This is a genomic window from Streptomyces sp. NPDC002788 (assembly GCF_053592115.1).
On sequence record NZ_JBSFVB010000013.1, the window covers coordinates 66,276 to 81,935 of the forward strand.

The 15,660-nt window shown below is 71.0% G+C and carries 15 protein-coding genes; 6 read left to right on the forward strand and 9 right to left on the reverse strand.

Translation table 11 applies throughout. From position 1 onward, the window contains the following. Positions 1-308: 308 nt before the first annotated feature. Positions 309-1,895 carry a D-alanyl-D-alanine carboxypeptidase/D-alanyl-D-alanine endopeptidase gene (gene dacB / locus ACWD1U_RS23875; protein ID WP_451110326.1) on the reverse strand — a complete coding sequence of 529 codons (1,587 nt, stop codon included), beginning with the start codon at positions 1,893-1,895 and terminating at the stop codon, positions 309-311. A 79-nt stretch (positions 1,896-1,974) separates the two neighbouring features. Here dacB and ACWD1U_RS23880 point away from each other — a divergent pair, with 79 nt between their 5' ends. Further along, positions 1,975-2,466 carry an inorganic diphosphatase gene (locus tag ACWD1U_RS23880; RefSeq protein ID WP_010044289.1) on the forward strand — a complete coding sequence of 164 codons (492 nt, stop codon included), beginning with the start codon at positions 1,975-1,977 and terminating at the stop codon, positions 2,464-2,466. 117 nt (positions 2,467-2,583) lie between these two features. Continuing rightward, positions 2,584-4,281, forward strand: coding sequence for a threonine/serine ThrE exporter family protein (locus tag ACWD1U_RS23885; RefSeq protein WP_451110328.1), 1,698 nt, complete (start codon positions 2,584-2,586; stop codon positions 4,279-4,281). 40 nt (positions 4,282-4,321) lie between these two features. On the opposite strand, the gene ACWD1U_RS23890 is transcribed toward ACWD1U_RS23885, so the two are convergent. Continuing rightward, positions 4,322-5,230: a DedA family protein gene (locus ACWD1U_RS23890; protein ID WP_451110330.1), complete on the reverse strand. Its 909-nt coding sequence runs from the start codon at positions 5,228-5,230 to the stop codon at positions 4,322-4,324. Between the two features lie 135 nt (positions 5,231-5,365). Here ACWD1U_RS23890 and ACWD1U_RS23895 point away from each other — a divergent pair, with 135 nt between their 5' ends. Next, a complete protein-coding gene (locus tag ACWD1U_RS23895; protein ID WP_451110332.1) occupies positions 5,366-5,731 on the forward strand; it encodes a YbjQ family protein in 366 nt (121 codons plus the stop codon). A 19-nt stretch (positions 5,732-5,750) separates the two neighbouring features. Here the strand turns inward: ACWD1U_RS23895 and ACWD1U_RS23900 are convergent, their stop codons facing one another. Next, positions 5,751-6,512, reverse strand: a complete 762-nt coding sequence (locus tag ACWD1U_RS23900; RefSeq protein ID WP_451110334.1) for a MerR family transcriptional regulator — start codon at positions 6,510-6,512, stop codon at positions 5,751-5,753. Between the two features lie 102 nt (positions 6,513-6,614). Between ACWD1U_RS23900 and ACWD1U_RS23905 the strand changes: the two genes are divergently transcribed. Both ACWD1U_RS23905 and ACWD1U_RS23910 read left to right on the forward strand, forming a co-directional pair. Next, on the forward strand, positions 6,615-7,901 hold the full coding sequence (locus ACWD1U_RS23905; protein ID WP_451110336.1) for an ion channel protein: 1,287 nt from the start codon (positions 6,615-6,617) through the stop codon (positions 7,899-7,901). Between the two features lie 30 nt (positions 7,902-7,931). After that, positions 7,932-9,338: a glutamate decarboxylase gene (locus ACWD1U_RS23910; protein ID WP_451110338.1), complete on the forward strand. Its 1,407-nt coding sequence runs from the start codon at positions 7,932-7,934 to the stop codon at positions 9,336-9,338. Here ACWD1U_RS23910 and ACWD1U_RS23915 read toward each other — a convergent pair. The 6 genes from ACWD1U_RS23915 to ACWD1U_RS23940 all read right to left on the reverse strand — a co-directional run bounded on the left by ACWD1U_RS23915 (position 9,335) and on the right by ACWD1U_RS23940 (position 14,798). Beyond that, positions 9,335-10,096, reverse strand: coding sequence for an ABC transporter permease (locus tag ACWD1U_RS23915; protein ID WP_451110340.1), 762 nt, complete (start codon positions 10,094-10,096; stop codon positions 9,335-9,337). The two genes, ACWD1U_RS23910 and ACWD1U_RS23915, sit on opposite strands and share 4 nt — an antisense overlap. After that, a complete protein-coding gene (locus tag ACWD1U_RS23920; RefSeq protein ID WP_451110342.1) occupies positions 10,093-11,043 on the reverse strand; it encodes an ATP-binding cassette domain-containing protein in 951 nt (316 codons plus the stop codon). The genes ACWD1U_RS23915 and ACWD1U_RS23920 overlap by 4 nt, the downstream gene beginning before the upstream one ends. 73 nt (positions 11,044-11,116) lie before the next feature. Next, the gene (locus ACWD1U_RS23925; protein ID WP_451110343.1) at positions 11,117-11,758 is read right to left on the reverse strand and encodes a PadR family transcriptional regulator; all 642 of its coding nucleotides are present in this window, start codon (positions 11,756-11,758) and stop codon (positions 11,117-11,119) included. Positions 11,759-11,782: 24 nt separating this feature from the next. After that, the gene (locus ACWD1U_RS23930) at positions 11,783-12,331 is read right to left on the reverse strand and encodes a DinB family protein (RefSeq protein WP_451110345.1); all 549 of its coding nucleotides are present in this window, start codon (positions 12,329-12,331) and stop codon (positions 11,783-11,785) included. A gap of 106 nt (positions 12,332-12,437) precedes the next feature. Continuing rightward, positions 12,438-13,901, reverse strand: coding sequence for an aldehyde dehydrogenase family protein (locus ACWD1U_RS23935; protein ID WP_451110347.1), 1,464 nt, complete (start codon positions 13,899-13,901; stop codon positions 12,438-12,440). Positions 13,902-13,973: 72 nt separating this feature from the next. Further along, on the reverse strand, positions 13,974-14,798 hold the full coding sequence (locus ACWD1U_RS23940; protein ID WP_059419115.1) for a helix-turn-helix domain-containing protein: 825 nt from the start codon (positions 14,796-14,798) through the stop codon (positions 13,974-13,976). A gap of 362 nt (positions 14,799-15,160) precedes the next feature. Here ACWD1U_RS23940 and ACWD1U_RS23945 point away from each other — a divergent pair, with 362 nt between their 5' ends. Next, the gene (locus ACWD1U_RS23945; RefSeq protein WP_451110349.1) at positions 15,161-15,655 is read left to right on the forward strand and encodes an ATP-binding protein; all 495 of its coding nucleotides are present in this window, start codon (positions 15,161-15,163) and stop codon (positions 15,653-15,655) included. The last annotated feature ends 5 nt before the right edge of the window (positions 15,656-15,660 follow it).

The following is a 15,660-nucleotide window of genomic DNA, read 5'->3' on the forward strand; positions in this document are numbered from 1 at the left end:
GGCGGGGCCCACAGGTCCTTGAGTTCCCCGGCCGGTGCCCGGCGCCGATGGCCGTGCCCACCCGTTCCGCCCCAGCGGAACGACTGACGCGCGGCGGGGCGGAACGGCTGTCCGCGGCCAGGGTGGCCGGCGACCTGCGGCGGGGCTGCGCGGCTGCTCGCGGCGGGCAAAGCGGCTGCCTCAGTCCCCCCGAGGGGCCGCGGCCCGCGTCCGGGGGCGGCTGCCCGCGGCGGTACAGAGCAGCTGCCGCCGACCGGCCGGTGGGACGACTGCCTGCGGCGGCCGGCGGCGGCCGGGTTCCTGGTTGTTCAGCCGCAGCCGCACGCCGCCAGCGTCGTCGCCGCTCTGTCCAGCGCCTTCTGGGTCGCCTCCGGAGCGATCCCGTCCGTGTCCGTGGCCATGAAGGCGAAGGCCAGCAGGCGGCCGTCCTGGTCGACCAGGGTGCCCGCGAGGGCGTTGACACCGCTCAGGGTGCCGGTCTTGGCGCGGACCACGCCGGATGCCCCGTCCGTGTAGCGACCGGTCAGGGTGCCGGTGAAGCCGGCGACGGGGAGGCCGGTGAGGGCCGGGCGGAGTTCGGGGTGGGCGGGGTCGGCGGCCTTCGCGAGCAGGGCCGTGAGGAGGTCGGGTGTCAGCCGGTCGGCGCGGTTCAGGCCGCTGCCGTCCTTGAAGGCGGCACCCTTCAGGGGCAGCCCGAGCTCGCGCAACCGGGAGCTGATCGCCTTGTCGGCACCCGCGAAGTCGGCCCGCTCGCCCGTGGCGATCGCGGTCTGGCGGGCGAGGGCCTCGGCGATGTCGTTGTCGCTGTTGGTCAGCATGCGTTCGACGAGGGCCGACAGCGGGGGCGAGGAGACCACAGCGAGGGTCTCGGCGCGGGTCGTGGCCTTGGAGAGGCCGGGGGCCGTGGTCTTGATGCCGTGGGCCCTCAGGAGGTCCCCGAACTGGCGGGCCGCGTCCACCGCCGGATCCTCGACCCGCTTGGCCGGGCCGCTCGTCGAGTCGTCGATGCGACCCTCGTCGGCCATGAGGGGGCTGACCGGGGCGAGATTGCCGTTGACTCCGATCGGGTGCATTCGGGGGCCCGCGTAGAGGGTCGTGTCGTAGGAGAGGGTCACCTCGCGCACCCCGCGTTCGCCGAGGGCGGCGGCCGTCTCGGCCGCGAGGGTGCGCAGGCTCGCCGCGCCCTCGGCGTTCTCGCGGGCCGTGAGGGTGGGATCGCCGCCGCCGACCAGGACGACTTCCTTCGTGTCGGGTTCCAGCGCGGCGCGGGTGGTGAGGCGGTGGTCGGCGCCCATCGCGGACAGTGCCGCGACGGCCGTGGCGACCTTCGTGGTGGAGGCCGGGGTGAGCGCGGCGTCCGAGTTCGTGCCGTACAGGCGCCTGCCCGTGGTGACGTCGATGACCGCCGCGGCGGGCCGGGGGCCGAGCGCCGGGTCCTTCATCAGGGGCGTGAGGGCATCGGCGAGGGCCTTGCCGTCCGGGGCCGACTTCACCGTGCTGACGCCGCCGAGACCGGTCAGCACGGGGCCGGCGCTGGGCGCGGGCCGGGGCCGGCCGGGCGCCCCGGAGGCGCTGCCGTGATCTGCGCCACCCGCGCGCCCCAGCACCACTGCCCGGTCCCGCTCGGCCGTACGCTGACCCGAGGAGTCCCAGGGACCGGCGGCGGTCACCACTCCGGCCGCCAGTGCGAGCCCGGCGGTGGCGGCACCCGTGGTGTACTGCCAGGTCCTGGGCCGCATGAGCTGCGCGACCTGCGGTCTCCCGGCTCGTCCGAGCCGCGCGAGCCGAGGTTTCGCGGCCGCCGCGGCCCGGGCCAGGCGTGGTCGTACGGCACCCGCGATCCGCACCACGTGCGGCCTCGCGGCCCGCCAAGGCCTCAGCTCTGGCACGACCACCAGCCCCTTTCGCGATCACCCACCTGCGTGAGGGACACTTAACCACCAGAACTATGTGTTGATCATGGAGGAGCCACCGGTGGAGTTCGACGTCACGATCGAGATTCCGAAGGGTTCGCGCAACAAGTACGAGGTGGACCACGAGACCGGTCGTATCCGCCTGGACCGGCGACTCTTCACCTCGACCGCCTACCCGACCGACTACGGCTTCGTCGAGAACACCCTCGGCGAGGACGGCGACCCGCTGGACGCGCTGGTCATTCTCGACGAGCCGACGTTCCCGGGCTGCCTGATCAAGTGCCGTGCGATCGGTATGTTCCGCATGACGGACGAGGCCGGCGGCGACGACAAGCTGCTGTGCGTGCCGGCGACGGACCCCCGCGTGGAGCACCTGCGGGACATCCACCACGTGTCGGAGTTCGACCGCCTGGAGATCCAGCACTTCTTCGAGGTCTACAAGGACCTTGAGCCCGGCAAGTCGGTCGAGGGCGCCAACTGGGTGGGCCGTACGGACGCCGAGATCGAGATCGAGCGCTCCTACAAGCGGTTCAAGGAGCAGGGCGGTCACTGACCCCTTGGGATACTCACGGGCCGTACGCCTGCGCGTGCGGCCCGTTCGCCTGTATGTGCGCATACTGAGGCTGATGGGGGTACTGGGGCTGAGGTGTCGTACAGGGAGCGCCAGGCAGTGACGGACGCGGAGGACCGCAAGCCGAAGTCGGACGAGGTGAGGAGTTCCTTCCTGCCTCCGTCCGGTCCGGCCGTCGACGGGGACATGTCGACGACGTCGGAGTTCGCGATCCCCGAAGGGCTGGCCGTCCTCAGGGCGACCGTTTCGGAGTCCGAGACCACGTCCGAGTTCGCCCTCCCCCAGGGGCTGGACGTCCCGCCGGTGCCCGCGGTCGAGCCGGAGGGGTCGGCGTTCACGCCGCCGAGCACGTACAGCGCGAAGCACGCCCCGACGGCCTTCACCCCGCCGAACGGGATCCCCAAGGTCAGTCTGACCAAGGACGTGCCCTGGCAGGACCGGATGCGCACGATGCTGCGCATGCCGGTGGCTGAGCGCCCGGCACCGGAGAGCAGTCAGCGCAGCAGCGACGAGAGCGGGCCCGCGGTGCCGCGCGTGCTCGACCTGACGCTGCGTATCGGCGAGTTGCTGCTGGCGGGCGGTGAGGGCGCCGAGGACGTGGAGGCGGCGATGTTCGCCGTCTGCCGGTCCTACGGGCTGGACCGCTGCGAGCCCAACGTCACGTTCACACTGCTGGCGATCTCGTATCAGCCGTCCCTGGTCGACGACCCCGTCACGGCGTCGCGGACCGTGCGGCGCCGGGGCACCGACTACACGCGGCTGGCGGCCGTGTACCAGCTGGTGGACGACCTCAGCGACGACGAGACGGCGGTGTCCCTGGAGGAGGCCTACCGGCGGCTCGCGGAGATCCGCCGTAACCGGCACCCGTATCCCGGCTGGGTGCTGACCGGGGCGAGCGGGCTGCTGGCGGGTGCGGCCTCCGTGCTGGTCGGCGGTGACCTGATCGTGTTCGTCGCGGCGGCGCTGGGCGCGATGCTCGGTGACCGGCTGGCGTGGCTGTGCGCGGGGCGCGGGCTGCCGGAGTTCTACCAGTTCACGGTGGCCGCGACGCCGCCGGCCGCGATCGGGGTCGCGCTGACGCTGGGCCAGGTGGACGTGAAGGCCTCCGCGGTCATCACCGGTGGGCTGTTCGCGCTGCTGCCCGGGCGGGCGCTGGTGGCGGGCGTGCAGGACGGGCTGACCGGGTTCTACATCACCGCGTCCGCGCGTCTGCTGGAGGTTCTCTACTTCTTCGTGGGCATCGTCGCGGGTGTGCTGCTGGTGATGTACTTCGGCGTGCAGTTGGGGGCCCGGCTGAACCCGGACGCGGCGCTCGGGGTGTCCGATCAGCCGGCGCTGCTGATCGGGGCGTCGATGCTGCTGTCACTCGCGTTCGCGGTGCTGCTTCAGCAGGAACGGTCCACCGTGGTCTGGGTGACGCTCAACGGGGGTGTCGCCTGGATCGTGTACGGGGCGATGCACTACGCGGGCGACATCTCGCCGGTGGCGTCCACGGCTGCGGCCGCGGGGCTGGTGGGGTTGTTCGGGCAGTTGCTGTCCCGGTACCAGTTCGCCTCCGCGCTGCCCTACACGACCGCGGCGATCGGGCCCCTGCTGCCGGGTTCCGCCACGTACTTCGGGCTGTTGGCGATCGCGCAGAACGAGATCGACGAGGGGCTGGTGTCGCTGTCCAAGGCGGTGGCGCTCGCCATGGCCATCGCCATCGGGGTGAATCTGGGGTCCGAGATCTCGCGGATGTTCCTGCGCATCGGATCTGCGGAGAAGCGGCGAGCCGCCAAGCGGACCAGGGGTTTCTGAGGTCCGGTGGCGGCTGCCGGTTGTTCGTGGCTGTGCCGGCTCAGTAGCCGCCGTTGTAAGGCTGCTGGCCGCCGCCCTGCTGCGTGCCGTAGGGCTGCTGCGTGCCGTGCGGCTGCTGCGTGCCGTGCGGCTGCTGCCGGCCGTAGCCCGGGGACTGGGGGTACTGGTTGTAGTACTGCTGGTCGTTGTAGCCGCTCTGGTTGCCGTACGGGGGCTGCGGCTGCTGGTGCGGGGGCTGGTCGTCCGGGGTGATGCGGCGAAGCTGGGTCGTCGCGTCGTCCATGACGGGGGGCTGCTGCTGCCGCTGCGCGGGGGCCTCGGCCGCCGCGCGCTTCTTCTTCGAGCGGTCCCGGAGGTACTCGATGATGATCGGGACGACGGAGAGCAGGACGATCAGGATGAGGATCGACTCGACGTTCTTCTTGATGAAGTCGATCTGGCCGAGCCAGTAGCCCGCGAGGGTGACGCCGGTGCCCCAGGCGATGCCTCCGATGACGTTGTACGTGAGGAACGTGCGGTACTTCATGCGGCCGGCGCCGGCGACGATGGGGGCGAACGTACGCACGATCGGAACGAAGCGGGCCAGGACGATCGCCTTGGGGCCGTACTTCTCCATGAACTCGTGGGCCTTGTCCAGGTTCTCCTGCTTGAAGAGCTTGGAGTTGGGACGGTTGAAGAGCTTCGGGCCCAGGAACTTGCCGATCGTGTAACCCACTTGGTCGCCGATGACGGCGGCGAGCACGATCAGCGTGCACACCAGCCACAGGGGCTGGGTGATGTAGGTGCCCTCGGCCACGAAGAGGCCCGCCGTGAACAGCAGGGAGTCGCCGGGCAGGAACGCGAAGAGCCCGGACTCGGCGAAGACGATCAGCAGGATGCCGGGCAGGCTGAAGGTCTCGATCAGGTAGTTCGGGTCGAGCCACTCGGGGCCGAGCGCAAGCGTGGTCACGGGGATGTGGCTCCTGCTGCTGTGGGATACGGGCTGGGGCTGACTGCCTCAAGGTATCAACGCAGCCGTCACGGCCCGGGTTCCATGGGGGTACTCAGGATGCACCGTGGGTCGTCCCGGACGAAGCTGTGAGCCATGGGCATCGATGAATACGGCGGCGGTCAGGGCCCTGAGCCCGATGTGCTCGTCGTCACCACGAACGACGTACCCGGCTACCGCGTGCAGGAGGTGCTCGGCGAGGTCTTCGGCCTGACCGTGCGCTCCCGGCACCTGGGGAGCCAGATCGGCGCCGGGCTGAAGTCGATGGTCGGCGGCGAGCTGCGCGGGCTGACCAAGACGCTCGTGCAGACCCGCAACCAGGCCATGGAGCGACTCGTCGAGCAGGCACGCGCCCGTGGCGCCAACGGCGTGCTCGCGTTCCGCTTCGACGTGACGGAGGCGGCCGACGTGGGCACCGAGGTGTGCGCGTACGGCACGGCGGTGATCCTGGCCCGGGAGTGAGACACCCCCGGGCCAGGGATCAGGAGGTGTGACGCTCCGCGTTCGCGGCGATCGCTTCCTTGAGGTGCTCGGCGAGGCCCGGGCGCATCGAGTCGTAGAACGCCTTGAAGCGCTCGTCGGAGACGTACATCTCACCGAGGCAGCGGTGGAGCTCGTAGGAGCACTCGTAGTACCAGGTGCAGATGTGCTGCCGGTGCTCCTCCGCCAGGGCCATGGCCGCCTCGCCGGTGGGCGGTTCGCCGGCGGTCATCAGGGCGTCGTAACGCTCGCCCCAGTCGGCGGTCCGGTCCTGGATCCGCTGCCAGTCCTCCTTGGTGTAGCGGGCGACGCGGCGTTGCGACTCGGCGTACTCCGCCGTACCGCCCCAGCGCGCCTCCACCTCGTCGGCGTACTGCTCCGGGTCGTTGTCCCCGAAGACCTCGAACTTCTCCTCGGGCGTGAGGTTGAGTCCCATCCTGCGTGCCTCCATGGCGTGCTCCACGGCCGCCGCCATCTTCCGCAGCTTCTCGATCCGGGCGGTCAGCAGCTCGTGCTGGCGGCGCAGGTGCGCGCGCGGGTCCGCGTCCGGGTCGTCGAGCAGGGCGGCGACCTCCTCGAGCGGGAAGCCGAGCTCCCGGTAGAACAGGATCTGCTGCAGCCGGTCGAGGTCGGCTTCGCTGTAGCGCCGGTGCCCCGCGTGGCTGCGTTCGCTCGGGACGAGCAGGCCGATGTCGTCGTAGTGGTGCAGGGTGCGCACCGTGACGCCGGCGAAGCCCGCGACCTGTCCCACGGAGTAGCTCACTTCCGCTCCCTTCTTCTTCCGTGCTTCACGGTCGGGCCTCACGCCACGTGAGGTGCAAGCGTGTTTCCGGTTTGTTCCCTTTGATCCCCTTATCGTGTGCCCGTGGTCCAGGACACCGAGCGGCAGGCGCCCTCCGTCACCCCGGCGGCCCCCGCCCGCGTGCTGCTGCCGTCGATCCTGCCCGCCGTGGCCGTCGGCGTGGTCTCCAGCCTGCTCCTGGTGGGGGTGGAGGTCGCCGCCGGGGAGCTCCAGCACGTGCTGTGGGAGACCGTGCCGGACGCGCTCGGAGTCGGCCGGTACTCCGTGGTGTGGATGTGCGTGGTGCTCGTCGCGACCGGGGCCGCGGTAGGGCTGGTGGTGTGGAAGGTGCCGGGGCACGCGGGCCCGGATCCGGCGACCGTCGGCCTGGACGCCCCCGTCCTGCCGCCCGTCGTGCTGCCGGGGCTGCTGCTGGCGACCGCGCTGATGCTGGCCGGCGGGCCCAGCCTGGGGCCGGAGAACCCGATCATCACCGTCAATGTCGGTCTGGCGGTCTGGCTGGGCGGCCGGGCCCTGCCCCGCGCCCCGGACCGGATGTGGCCGGCCCTGGCGGAGGCGGCGACGCTGGGCGCGCTGTTCGGCACGCCCGTGGCGGCCGCCCTGGTGATCTCCGAGGCGCTGTCGAGGCGGGAGACGCGCGGGCTGCTGTGGGACAACCTCTTCGCGCCGCTGACCGCCGCCGCGGCCGGTGCCCTGACCGCCACCCTCGTCGACCACCCCGGCTTCGACCTGGACCTGCCCTCGTTCGGCCGGCCGGGGTGGGGAGACCTGCTGGCGGTGGTGGTGGTCACCTGCGCGGGCGCCCTGCTCGGCATGTGCGCCGTGCGGGCCTTCCCGTACGTCCACGGAGCCTTCCGGCGGCTGCGGCACCCGATGCTGATGCTCCCGGCGGGCGGGGCCGTGCTCGGCGCCCTGGCGGCGCTGGGCGGGCATCTGACGCTGTTCAAGGGGCTCGACGAGCTCGCCGCGCTGGCGCACGACCCGGACGGCCGGTCCGCCGGGGAGTACGCCGTCCTGACGGTGGTGAAACTGGCCGCGCTGCTGGTCGCCGCGTCCTGCGGCTTCCGCGGCGGGCGCATCTTCCCGGCCGTGTTCTGCGGAACGGCCCTCGGCCTGTGCGCGCACGCCCTGGTGCCCGGGGTGCATCCCTCGGTGGGGGTGTCCGCCGGTGTGCTCGGGATGCTGCTGGCGATCACCCGGCAGGGCTGGATCAGCCTGTTCGTCGCCGCGGTCCTGGTCGCTTCGCCGGGGGTCCTCGCCCTGCTCTGTGTCGCCTCGCTGCCGGCCTGGCTGCTGGTCACCGGCCGCCCGCAGATGCAGCTGCACCCGGACGGCACGCCCGTCCGCTGACCCCTCTCGAACCCACCCCTGGAGGCTCCCTTGCCGCTCAACGAAGGCCCCCGCCAGACCGGCGACCACCGCCTGTCCGTCAACCCGTTCTACGGCCCCGCCAACCCGCTCGGTGACATGGCCGAGGCCCCGCCCACGCACCGGCTCCCGGACCAGCCCATGGCACCGGCGACCGCCCACCAGCTGGTCCGCGACGAGCTGATGCTCGACGGCAACGCGCGGCTGAACCTCGCCACCTTCGTCACCACCTGGATGGAGCCGGAGGCCGGGGTGCTGATGGCGGAGTGCCGGGACAAGAACATGATCGACAAGGACGAGTACCCGCGCACGGCCGAGCTGGAGCGGCGGTGCGTGGCGATGCTCGCCGACCTGTGGCACGCGCCCGACCCGGCGGCGGCCGTGGGGTGCTCGACGACCGGGTCGAGCGAGGCGTGCATGCTCGCCGGGATGGCCCTGAAGCGGCGCTGGGCGCGGCGCAACGCCGACCGGTACCCGGGAGCCCGGCCCAATCTGGTGATGGGCGTGAACGTGCAGGTCTGCTGGGAGAAGTTCTGCAATTTCTGGGAGGTGGAGGCCCGGCTGGTCCCCATGGAGGGTGAGCGGTTCCACCTCGACCCGCAGGCCGCGGCCGAGTTGTGCGACGAGAACACCATCGGGGTCGTCGGCATCCTGGGCTCGACCTTCGACGGGTCCTACGAGCCGGTCGCCGAGCTGTGCGCGGCGCTGGACGCGGTGCAGGAGCGGACCGGGCTCGACATCCCCGTGCATGTGGACGGGGCGTCCGGTGCCATGGTCGCGCCGTTCCTCGACGAGGACCTGGTGTGGGACTTCCGGTTGCCGAGAGTGGCGTCGATCAACACCTCGGGACACAAGTACGGACTGGTCTACCCGGGTGTCGGCTGGGCGCTGTGGCGGGATGCGGAGGCACTGCCCGAGGAGCTGGTGTTCCGGGTGAACTACCTGGGCGGTGACATGCCGACGTTCGCGCTGAACTTCTCCCGGCCGGGCGCGCAGGTCGTGGCGCAGTACTACACGTTCCTGCGGCTGGGCCGGGACGGCTACCGGGCCGTGCAGCAGGCGGCGCGGGACGTGGCCACGCGGCTGGCCCGGCGGGTCGAGGCACTCGGCGACTTCCGGCTGCTGACCCGGGGCGACCAGCTGCCGGTGTTCGCCTTCACGACCGCGCCGGACGTGATGGCGTACGACGTCTTCGACGTGTCCCGGCGGCTGCGCGAGAGCGGCTGGCTGGTGCCCGCGTACACCTTCCCGCCGCACCGGGAGGACCTGTCCGTGCTGCGGGTGGTGTGCCGCAACGGCTTCTCCGCCGACCTCGCCGACCTGCTCGCGCAGGACCTGGAACGGCTGCTGCCGGACCTGCGCCGGCAGCCGCGCCCGCTGACCGTGGACAAGGGCGCGGCCACCGGCTTCCATCACTAGCGGCTGAGCCGCCCGAACCGCCGTACCGCCAGCGGGAAGAACACGGCCAGCAGCGCCAGGGGCCACAGCACCGCGGCCCAGATGTGTCCGGACTCCGTGCCGGGGACGCCGAACAGGTGCCGCACGGCCGTGGCCGTGTGGGACATCGGGTTCCACTCGACGGCTGTGCCCAGCCAGCCGGGCATGGAGCCGGGAACGGCCAGGGCGTTGGAGAGGAAGCCGACCGGCCAGACCAGGATCTGCACGGCCTGGACCATCTCCGGCTTCCCGGCCACCAGCGCCAGGTGGATGCCGATCCACAGCATGGCGAAACGGAACAGCAGCAGCAGGCCCACGGCTCCGAGAAGGGCCGCCGGACCGCCCTCAGGACGCCAGCCGAGCGCGGCGCCCACGCCGACGAGCACCAGCAGGGCCATCGCCGACTGGAGCATGTCGGCGGCCGAACGGCCCACCAGCACCGCCGCGTTGGTCATGGGCATGGAGCGGAAGCGGTCGATGACGCCCTTGTCGAGGTCCCGGGTGACGGCGATCATCGTGCCCTCCAGGCCGAAGGCCATGGTGAGCGCGAGCATGCCCGGGATGAGGTAGTCGCGGTACTCGCCGCTCACGCCCCGGCCGCCGCCGACCAGGTAGCCGAACATGAGCAGCAGCATCACCGGGAAGACGAGATTGACGACCAGCTGGACCGGCTGCCGCCCCCAGCGGGCGAGTTCGCGGCGGGTCATGGTCCAGGAATCGGTCAGGGCGTAGGCGGTCACGCGGCCTCCTTCACTCGGCGGTCGTCTCCGGTGAGGTGCAGGAACACCTCGTCCAGCGTCGGGCGGCGCAGGGCGACGTCCTCCGCCTCGATGCCGGCCCCCTGCAGGGCTCGCACGACCCCGGAGAGTGCCTCCATGCGGTCGGTGACGGGGGCGCTCAGCAGGCGGCGGTCGGGGTCGACGGTGACCCCGGTGAGGGGCAGCAGGGCGACGGCCGTACCGAGCAGGCCCGCATCACGCAGGACCACGTCGATGCGGTCGCCGCCGGTCTCGGCCTTCAGCTCGTCCGCCGTGCCCTCGGCGATGACGCGGCCGGTGTCGACGACCGAGATGCTGTCGGCGAGCTGGTCGGCCTCCTCCAGGTACTGCGTGGTGAGCAGGACCGTCGTACCTCCGCCGACCAGGGAGCGGACGGAGCGCCACACCTCGGCGCGGCCGCGCGGGTCGAGGCCGGTGGTCGGCTCGTCCAGGAACAGCACCTCCGGTTCGGTGATCAGGGAGGCCGCGAGGTCCAGGCGGCGCCGCATGCCGCCGCTGTACTGCCCGACCGCCTTGCGGCCGGTGTCAGCCAGGTCGAAGCGCTCCAGGAGCTCGTCGGCACGCGCGCGCGCCCGCCGGGCGCCCAGATGGTGCAGCCGGCCGAACAGCTCCAGGTTCTGCCGGCCGCCGAGCTCCTCGTCGAGTGCGGCGTGCTGGCCGAGCAGGCCGATGCGCAGCCGCACGGCGTACGCCTCGCGCACCACGTCGTGGCCGGCGACCTCGACCCGGCCCGCGTCGGGCCGCAGCAGCGTGGACAGGATCCTGACCAGGGTGGTCTTGCCCGCGCCGTTCGGGCCCAGCACCCCGTGCACCGTGCCGCGCGCGACCGTGAGGTCGAGCCCGTCCAGCGCCTTCTTGGCGCCGTACCTCTTCTCCGCGCCTTCGACGGTGATCGCCGCGTCGGCCACTGAGCCTCCCTCGCTAGTCAAACTTGACTACAGGCTCGAGAGTAACCCCGTCCACGCCATTCGTCAAATTTGATTAGAGAGCGTCCCCGGGATGCCGCTCCCCCGTCGCGTACGGGTTCTCCTCGTCCTCGGCCAGCACGCCGACGAACGGGTCGCCCTCGTCGGCGAAGGTGTACGCACCGCCCTCGATGCGCTCGATGAGACCGCGGGTCCACTCGGCCTCGGAGTCGGCCGTGTGGACCCACATGTTCATGATCTCGCCGATGTGGCCCAGCTGTCCGGGCCCTTCCTCGGGGACGTAGTGCTCCAGGACGGAAGCCCGCCACTGCTCGATCCGCAGAGTGCGCTCCTTCAGCAGCGCGACCGCCTCGGCCCGCGGCAGGTCGACGACGAAGCCGACGGCGGCCGTCTTCACGTCCCCCCGCTGGTCGTACGTGACCAGCGCCTCGCGCAGCAGCCGGAAGTACTCCTCGGTCCCCGGCTCGGTGATCTCGTACTCCGTGCGCGGCGGGCCGCCGGCCGTGGACGGGGCGACCTCGTGCGCGTGCAGCAGTCCCTGCTTCGCCATCTGCTTCAGGGCGTGGTAGATCGAGCCGGGCTTGGCGTTGGACCACTCGTGCGCGCCCCAGTACTCCAGGTCGTTGCGTACCTGGTAGCCGTGGGCCCGCCCGTGCATGCGGACCGCGCCGAGCACGAGGAGACGGATCGCTGACATGGGCCCAGCGTAGAACCAGGGAGATCAGCCCCAGGAGCTGCCCTGCTCCTTCGCCACCAGCTCGAAGGCCGTCGCGCCGTCCAGCGACTCACGGATGATGTCGGCGTGACCGGCGTGCCGAGCCGTCTCGCGGATCAGGTGCAGGCACAGCCAGCGCAGCGAGAGCCGCTCGTCCTTCGGGTTCCAGGACGTCTTCGCCAGCAGGAAGGTGTCGTCGAGGCTGGGCGCCGAGCGGATGAACCTCTCCGTCTCGGCCGCCACCTTCTCGTAGTACGCGAGACAGGACTCCACGGTCTCGTCGCCCACCAGCCGGAAGCACTCGTGCCAGTTCGACTCGTCCCGGTGGACGGCCGGCGGCTCGCCCTTCGCGCGGGCGACCCAGCCCTGCTCGACTTCCGCGACATGCTTGAGCAGCCCGGCCAGGGACAGCTCGCCGGCGCTGGGACGGGACGACGCCTGCTCCTCCGTCAGCCCCAGCAGCGCCCGCCGGATGCCGCCGCGCTGCTCGGCGATGAAGGACAGCAGCGCACCGCGCTCGTCGCCCTGCGCCTCCGCGGGAACGTGAGTGACCATGACCGCCGCCTTTCGTCGGTGTCAGGGGGCTGCTCCCCCTGACACCGACGAAACTACGGGCCCTTGCGGTCAGGTTCTGTCCGCAAGGGCCCGGCGTGCGGACGTTCTAGAACGGGAACCCGCTCCGGCCGTGCTGCACCGAGATCCACTTGGTCGTGGTGAAGGAGTCCAGCATCGTCTCGCCGTTGAGCCGGCCGAGGCCCGAGTGCTTCTCGCCGCCGAAGGGGACGATCGGCTCGTCGTGGACGGTGCCGTCGTTCACGTGGAACATGCCCGTGTCGATCTGCTTGGCAAAGTTCACACCGCGCTCGATGTTCCCGGTGTGGACCGCGCCGCTCAGGCCGTACGGGGTGTCGTTGACCAGGCGGACGGCCTCCTCCTCGCCGTCGAACGGGACGAGGAAGACGACCGGGCCGAAGACCTCCTGCCGCAGCAGCGCCGAGTCTGCGGGCACGTCGGTCAGCACGGACGGCTCGACGAGGTTGTCGGTCCGCCCGCCCCGCACCAGGGCCGTGGCGCCTTCGGCGAGGGCCTGCTCGACCACGCCCGCGATCGCGTCGGCCTGCGAGGAGTTGATGACCGGGCCGATGACCGTCTCCGGGTCGCCCGGGTCGCCCGCCTTCAGGGTCTTCACCCTGGCGACGAACTTCTCGGTGAACTCGTCCGCGATCGAGAGGTCCACCAGGACGCGGTTGGCGGCCATGCAGACCTGGCCCTGGTGGACGTACCGGCTGAAGACGGCCGCGTCGACGGCGTAGTCGATGTCGGCGTCGTCGAGGACCACCAGCGCGCTGTTGCCGCCCAGTTCGAGAACGGAGCGCTTGAACTGCCGGGCACAGACGGTCGCCACGTGCCGGCCGACCTGGTCGGAGCCGGTGAAGGAGATGACCTTGGGGACCGGGTGCTCGAGGAAGGCGTCGCCGATCTCGGCGATGTCGGTGATGACGACGTTCAGCAGCCCGCCGGGCAGACCCGCGTCCTCGAAGATCTTCGCCACCAGGGAGCCGCCGACGATCGGCGTGTTCTGGTGCGGCTTGAGCACCACGGCGTTGCCGAGCGCGAGCGCCGGGGCGACGGACTTGATCGACAGCAGGAACGGGAAGTTGAAGGGGCTGATCACGCCCACCACACCGACCGGCACGCGGTAGACGCGGTTCTCCTTGCCCTCCACCGGCGAGGGGATGATCCGGCCCTCCGGGGAAAGCGCCAGGTGGACCGCCTCGCGCAGGAACTCCTTGGCGAGGTGCAGCTCGAAGGCGGCCTTCAGGCGCGTGCCGCCGAGCTCGGCGATGATGGCCTCGGAGATCTCCGCCTCGCGCTCCTCGATGAGCCTTAGGGCCTTCTCGAAGACCGCGCGGCGGGCGTAGGGGTTGGTCGCGGCCCACTGCTTCTGGGCGCGGGCGGCGGCCCGGTACGCCTGGTCGACCTCGTCGACCGTGGCTATGGTGATCGACGCCAGCTTCTCGTCGTCGTACGGGTTGAAGTCGATGATGTCCCAGGAACCGGTACCCGGGCGCCACTCACCGTCGATGTACTGCTGTGCAAGGTCGGTGAAGCAGGACGACGACATGTGATCCCTCGATCCCTAGCAGACCCTCGATCGCGCCTCCACGATCTGATCACATGTCATCGTACTTATGTTTCAGGAGAGTTGGAGGAGTCCCCGGAGAAGATCCCGGCTCTCCGAAGGGCCCGGGCTGTCGCTCTGGAGCTCCTTGAGCGCCTTCTCGTACTGGGCGACGTCCTCGGGCTTGTCCAGGTACAGCGCGCTGGTGAGCTGCTCCAGGTAGACGACATCCGAGAGGTCGGACTCCGGGAAGCTGAGGATCGTGAACGCGCCACTTTCGCCGGAGTGGCCGCCGAGGCTGAACGGCACCACTTGGAGCCGCACGTTGGGCCGCTCGGAGACCTCGATGAGGTGCTGGAGCTGGCCGCGCATCACCTCGCGGTCGCCGTACGGGCGGCGCAGGGCGGCCTCGTCCAGGATGATGTGGAAGTCGGGCGCGCTCTCGTCGACGAGGTACTTCTGCCGCTCCAGCCGCAGTGCCACCCGCCGCTCGACATCGGCCTCGCTCGCGCCCTGCATGCCCCGGCGGACCACAGCGTGCGCGTACGCCTCGGTCTGGAGCAGGCCGTGCACGAACTGCACCTCGTACGCCCGGATCAGCGAGGCGGCGCCCTCCAGACCGACGTAGGTGGGGAACCAGCTGGGCAGCACGTCGGAGTAACTGTGCCACCAGCCCGCGACGTTGGCCTCCTTCGCGAGCGAGAGCAGGGAGGCGCGCTCCTGCTCGTCCGTGATGCCGTACAGCGTCAGCAGGTCCTCGACGTCCCTGGTCTTGAAGCTCACCCGGCCCAACTCCATCCGGCTGATCTTCGACTCGGAGGCGCGGATCGAGTAGCCCGCCGCCTCGCGCGTGATGCCTCGCGCCTCACGCAGTCGCCTGAGTTGTGATCCGAGCAGCATGCGCCGCACCACCGATCCCGGCTCTCCCGCGCTCACGTTCGCCAGCCTCCCCAACGTTTTCAGGGGCCGAAGTCTGCCACTAAAACACTCCGAGCAGTACTCGTCCGGTTACGGAAACGGAATCCGGTCGGTGCACGCTCGCGCGCGAGGGAAGAAAGAGGCAAGTGAACGACCGGAGAGCCACGTGAAGGTGACGGAAAAATTGACCAACAAGCGGTACGGGACGTCTCATTCCGGTCACCTGCACGTGCATCTGCCCTTGCATCTGCTGAACGCATCCGAAACCATGGTCCCGCACCACCGCCGCTCGCACCGACCGCGAATTCCCGGGAGTGCCTCGCATGGGGACGAATGGATCGACCATGCTCGAGCCGTTACGGCAGGGCCTTCCGCCGCTGGACCCCGCGGCCGCGTCCGACGCCGCCTCCTGCGCCTTGCCCGCCCGCTTCGAAGCGGTGCGCGAGGCACGGCAGTTCACCTGCAGGACCCTCGACCAGTGGGACCTGGGCGACCGTTTCGACGACGTCTGTCTGGTGGTCTCGGAACTCGTCACCAACGCCCTGCGACACGGTCTGCCGGCGCACACCATGCGCGGCACCGGCCAGGAGTCCCCGGTGCGGCTGCACCTGATGCGGTGGACCGGGCGACTGGTGTGCGCGGTGCGCGATCCCAGCCACGACAGCCCGGTCGCCCGGGAGACCGACGACTTCTCGGCCGAGTCGGGCCGGGGGCTGTTCCTCGTCGACTCCTTCAGCGACGGCTGGGGCTGGCACCCGCTCGCGGGCGCGCTCGACGGCAAGGTGGTCTGGGCGCTGTTCCGGCTGCCGCGGAGCGGAGCCCGGCCGCACGCGGAATGAGGAAC

Bases quoted from the DNA above. Each gene is read 5' to 3' on its own strand.
- ACWD1U_RS23930 (WP_451110345.1), bottom strand. From the start codon at position 12,331: ATGGTCACTCACGTTCCCGCGGAGGCGCAGGGCGACGAGCGCGGTGCG.
- ACWD1U_RS23895 (WP_451110332.1), top strand. From the start codon at position 5,366: ATGGGCATCGATGAATACGGCGGCGGTCAGGGCCCTGAGCCCGATGTG.
- ACWD1U_RS23925 (WP_451110343.1), bottom strand. From the start codon at position 11,758: ATGTCAGCGATCCGTCTCCTCGTGCTCGGCGCGGTCCGCATGCACGGG.
- ACWD1U_RS23945 (WP_451110349.1), top strand. From the start codon at position 15,161: ATGCTCGAGCCGTTACGGCAGGGCCTTCCGCCGCTGGACCCCGCGGCC.
- ACWD1U_RS23940 (WP_059419115.1), bottom strand. From the start codon at position 14,798: ATGCTGCTCGGATCACAACTCAGGCGACTGCGTGAGGCGCGAGGCATC.
- ACWD1U_RS23935 (WP_451110347.1), bottom strand. From the start codon at position 13,901: ATGTCGTCGTCCTGCTTCACCGACCTTGCACAGCAGTACATCGACGGT.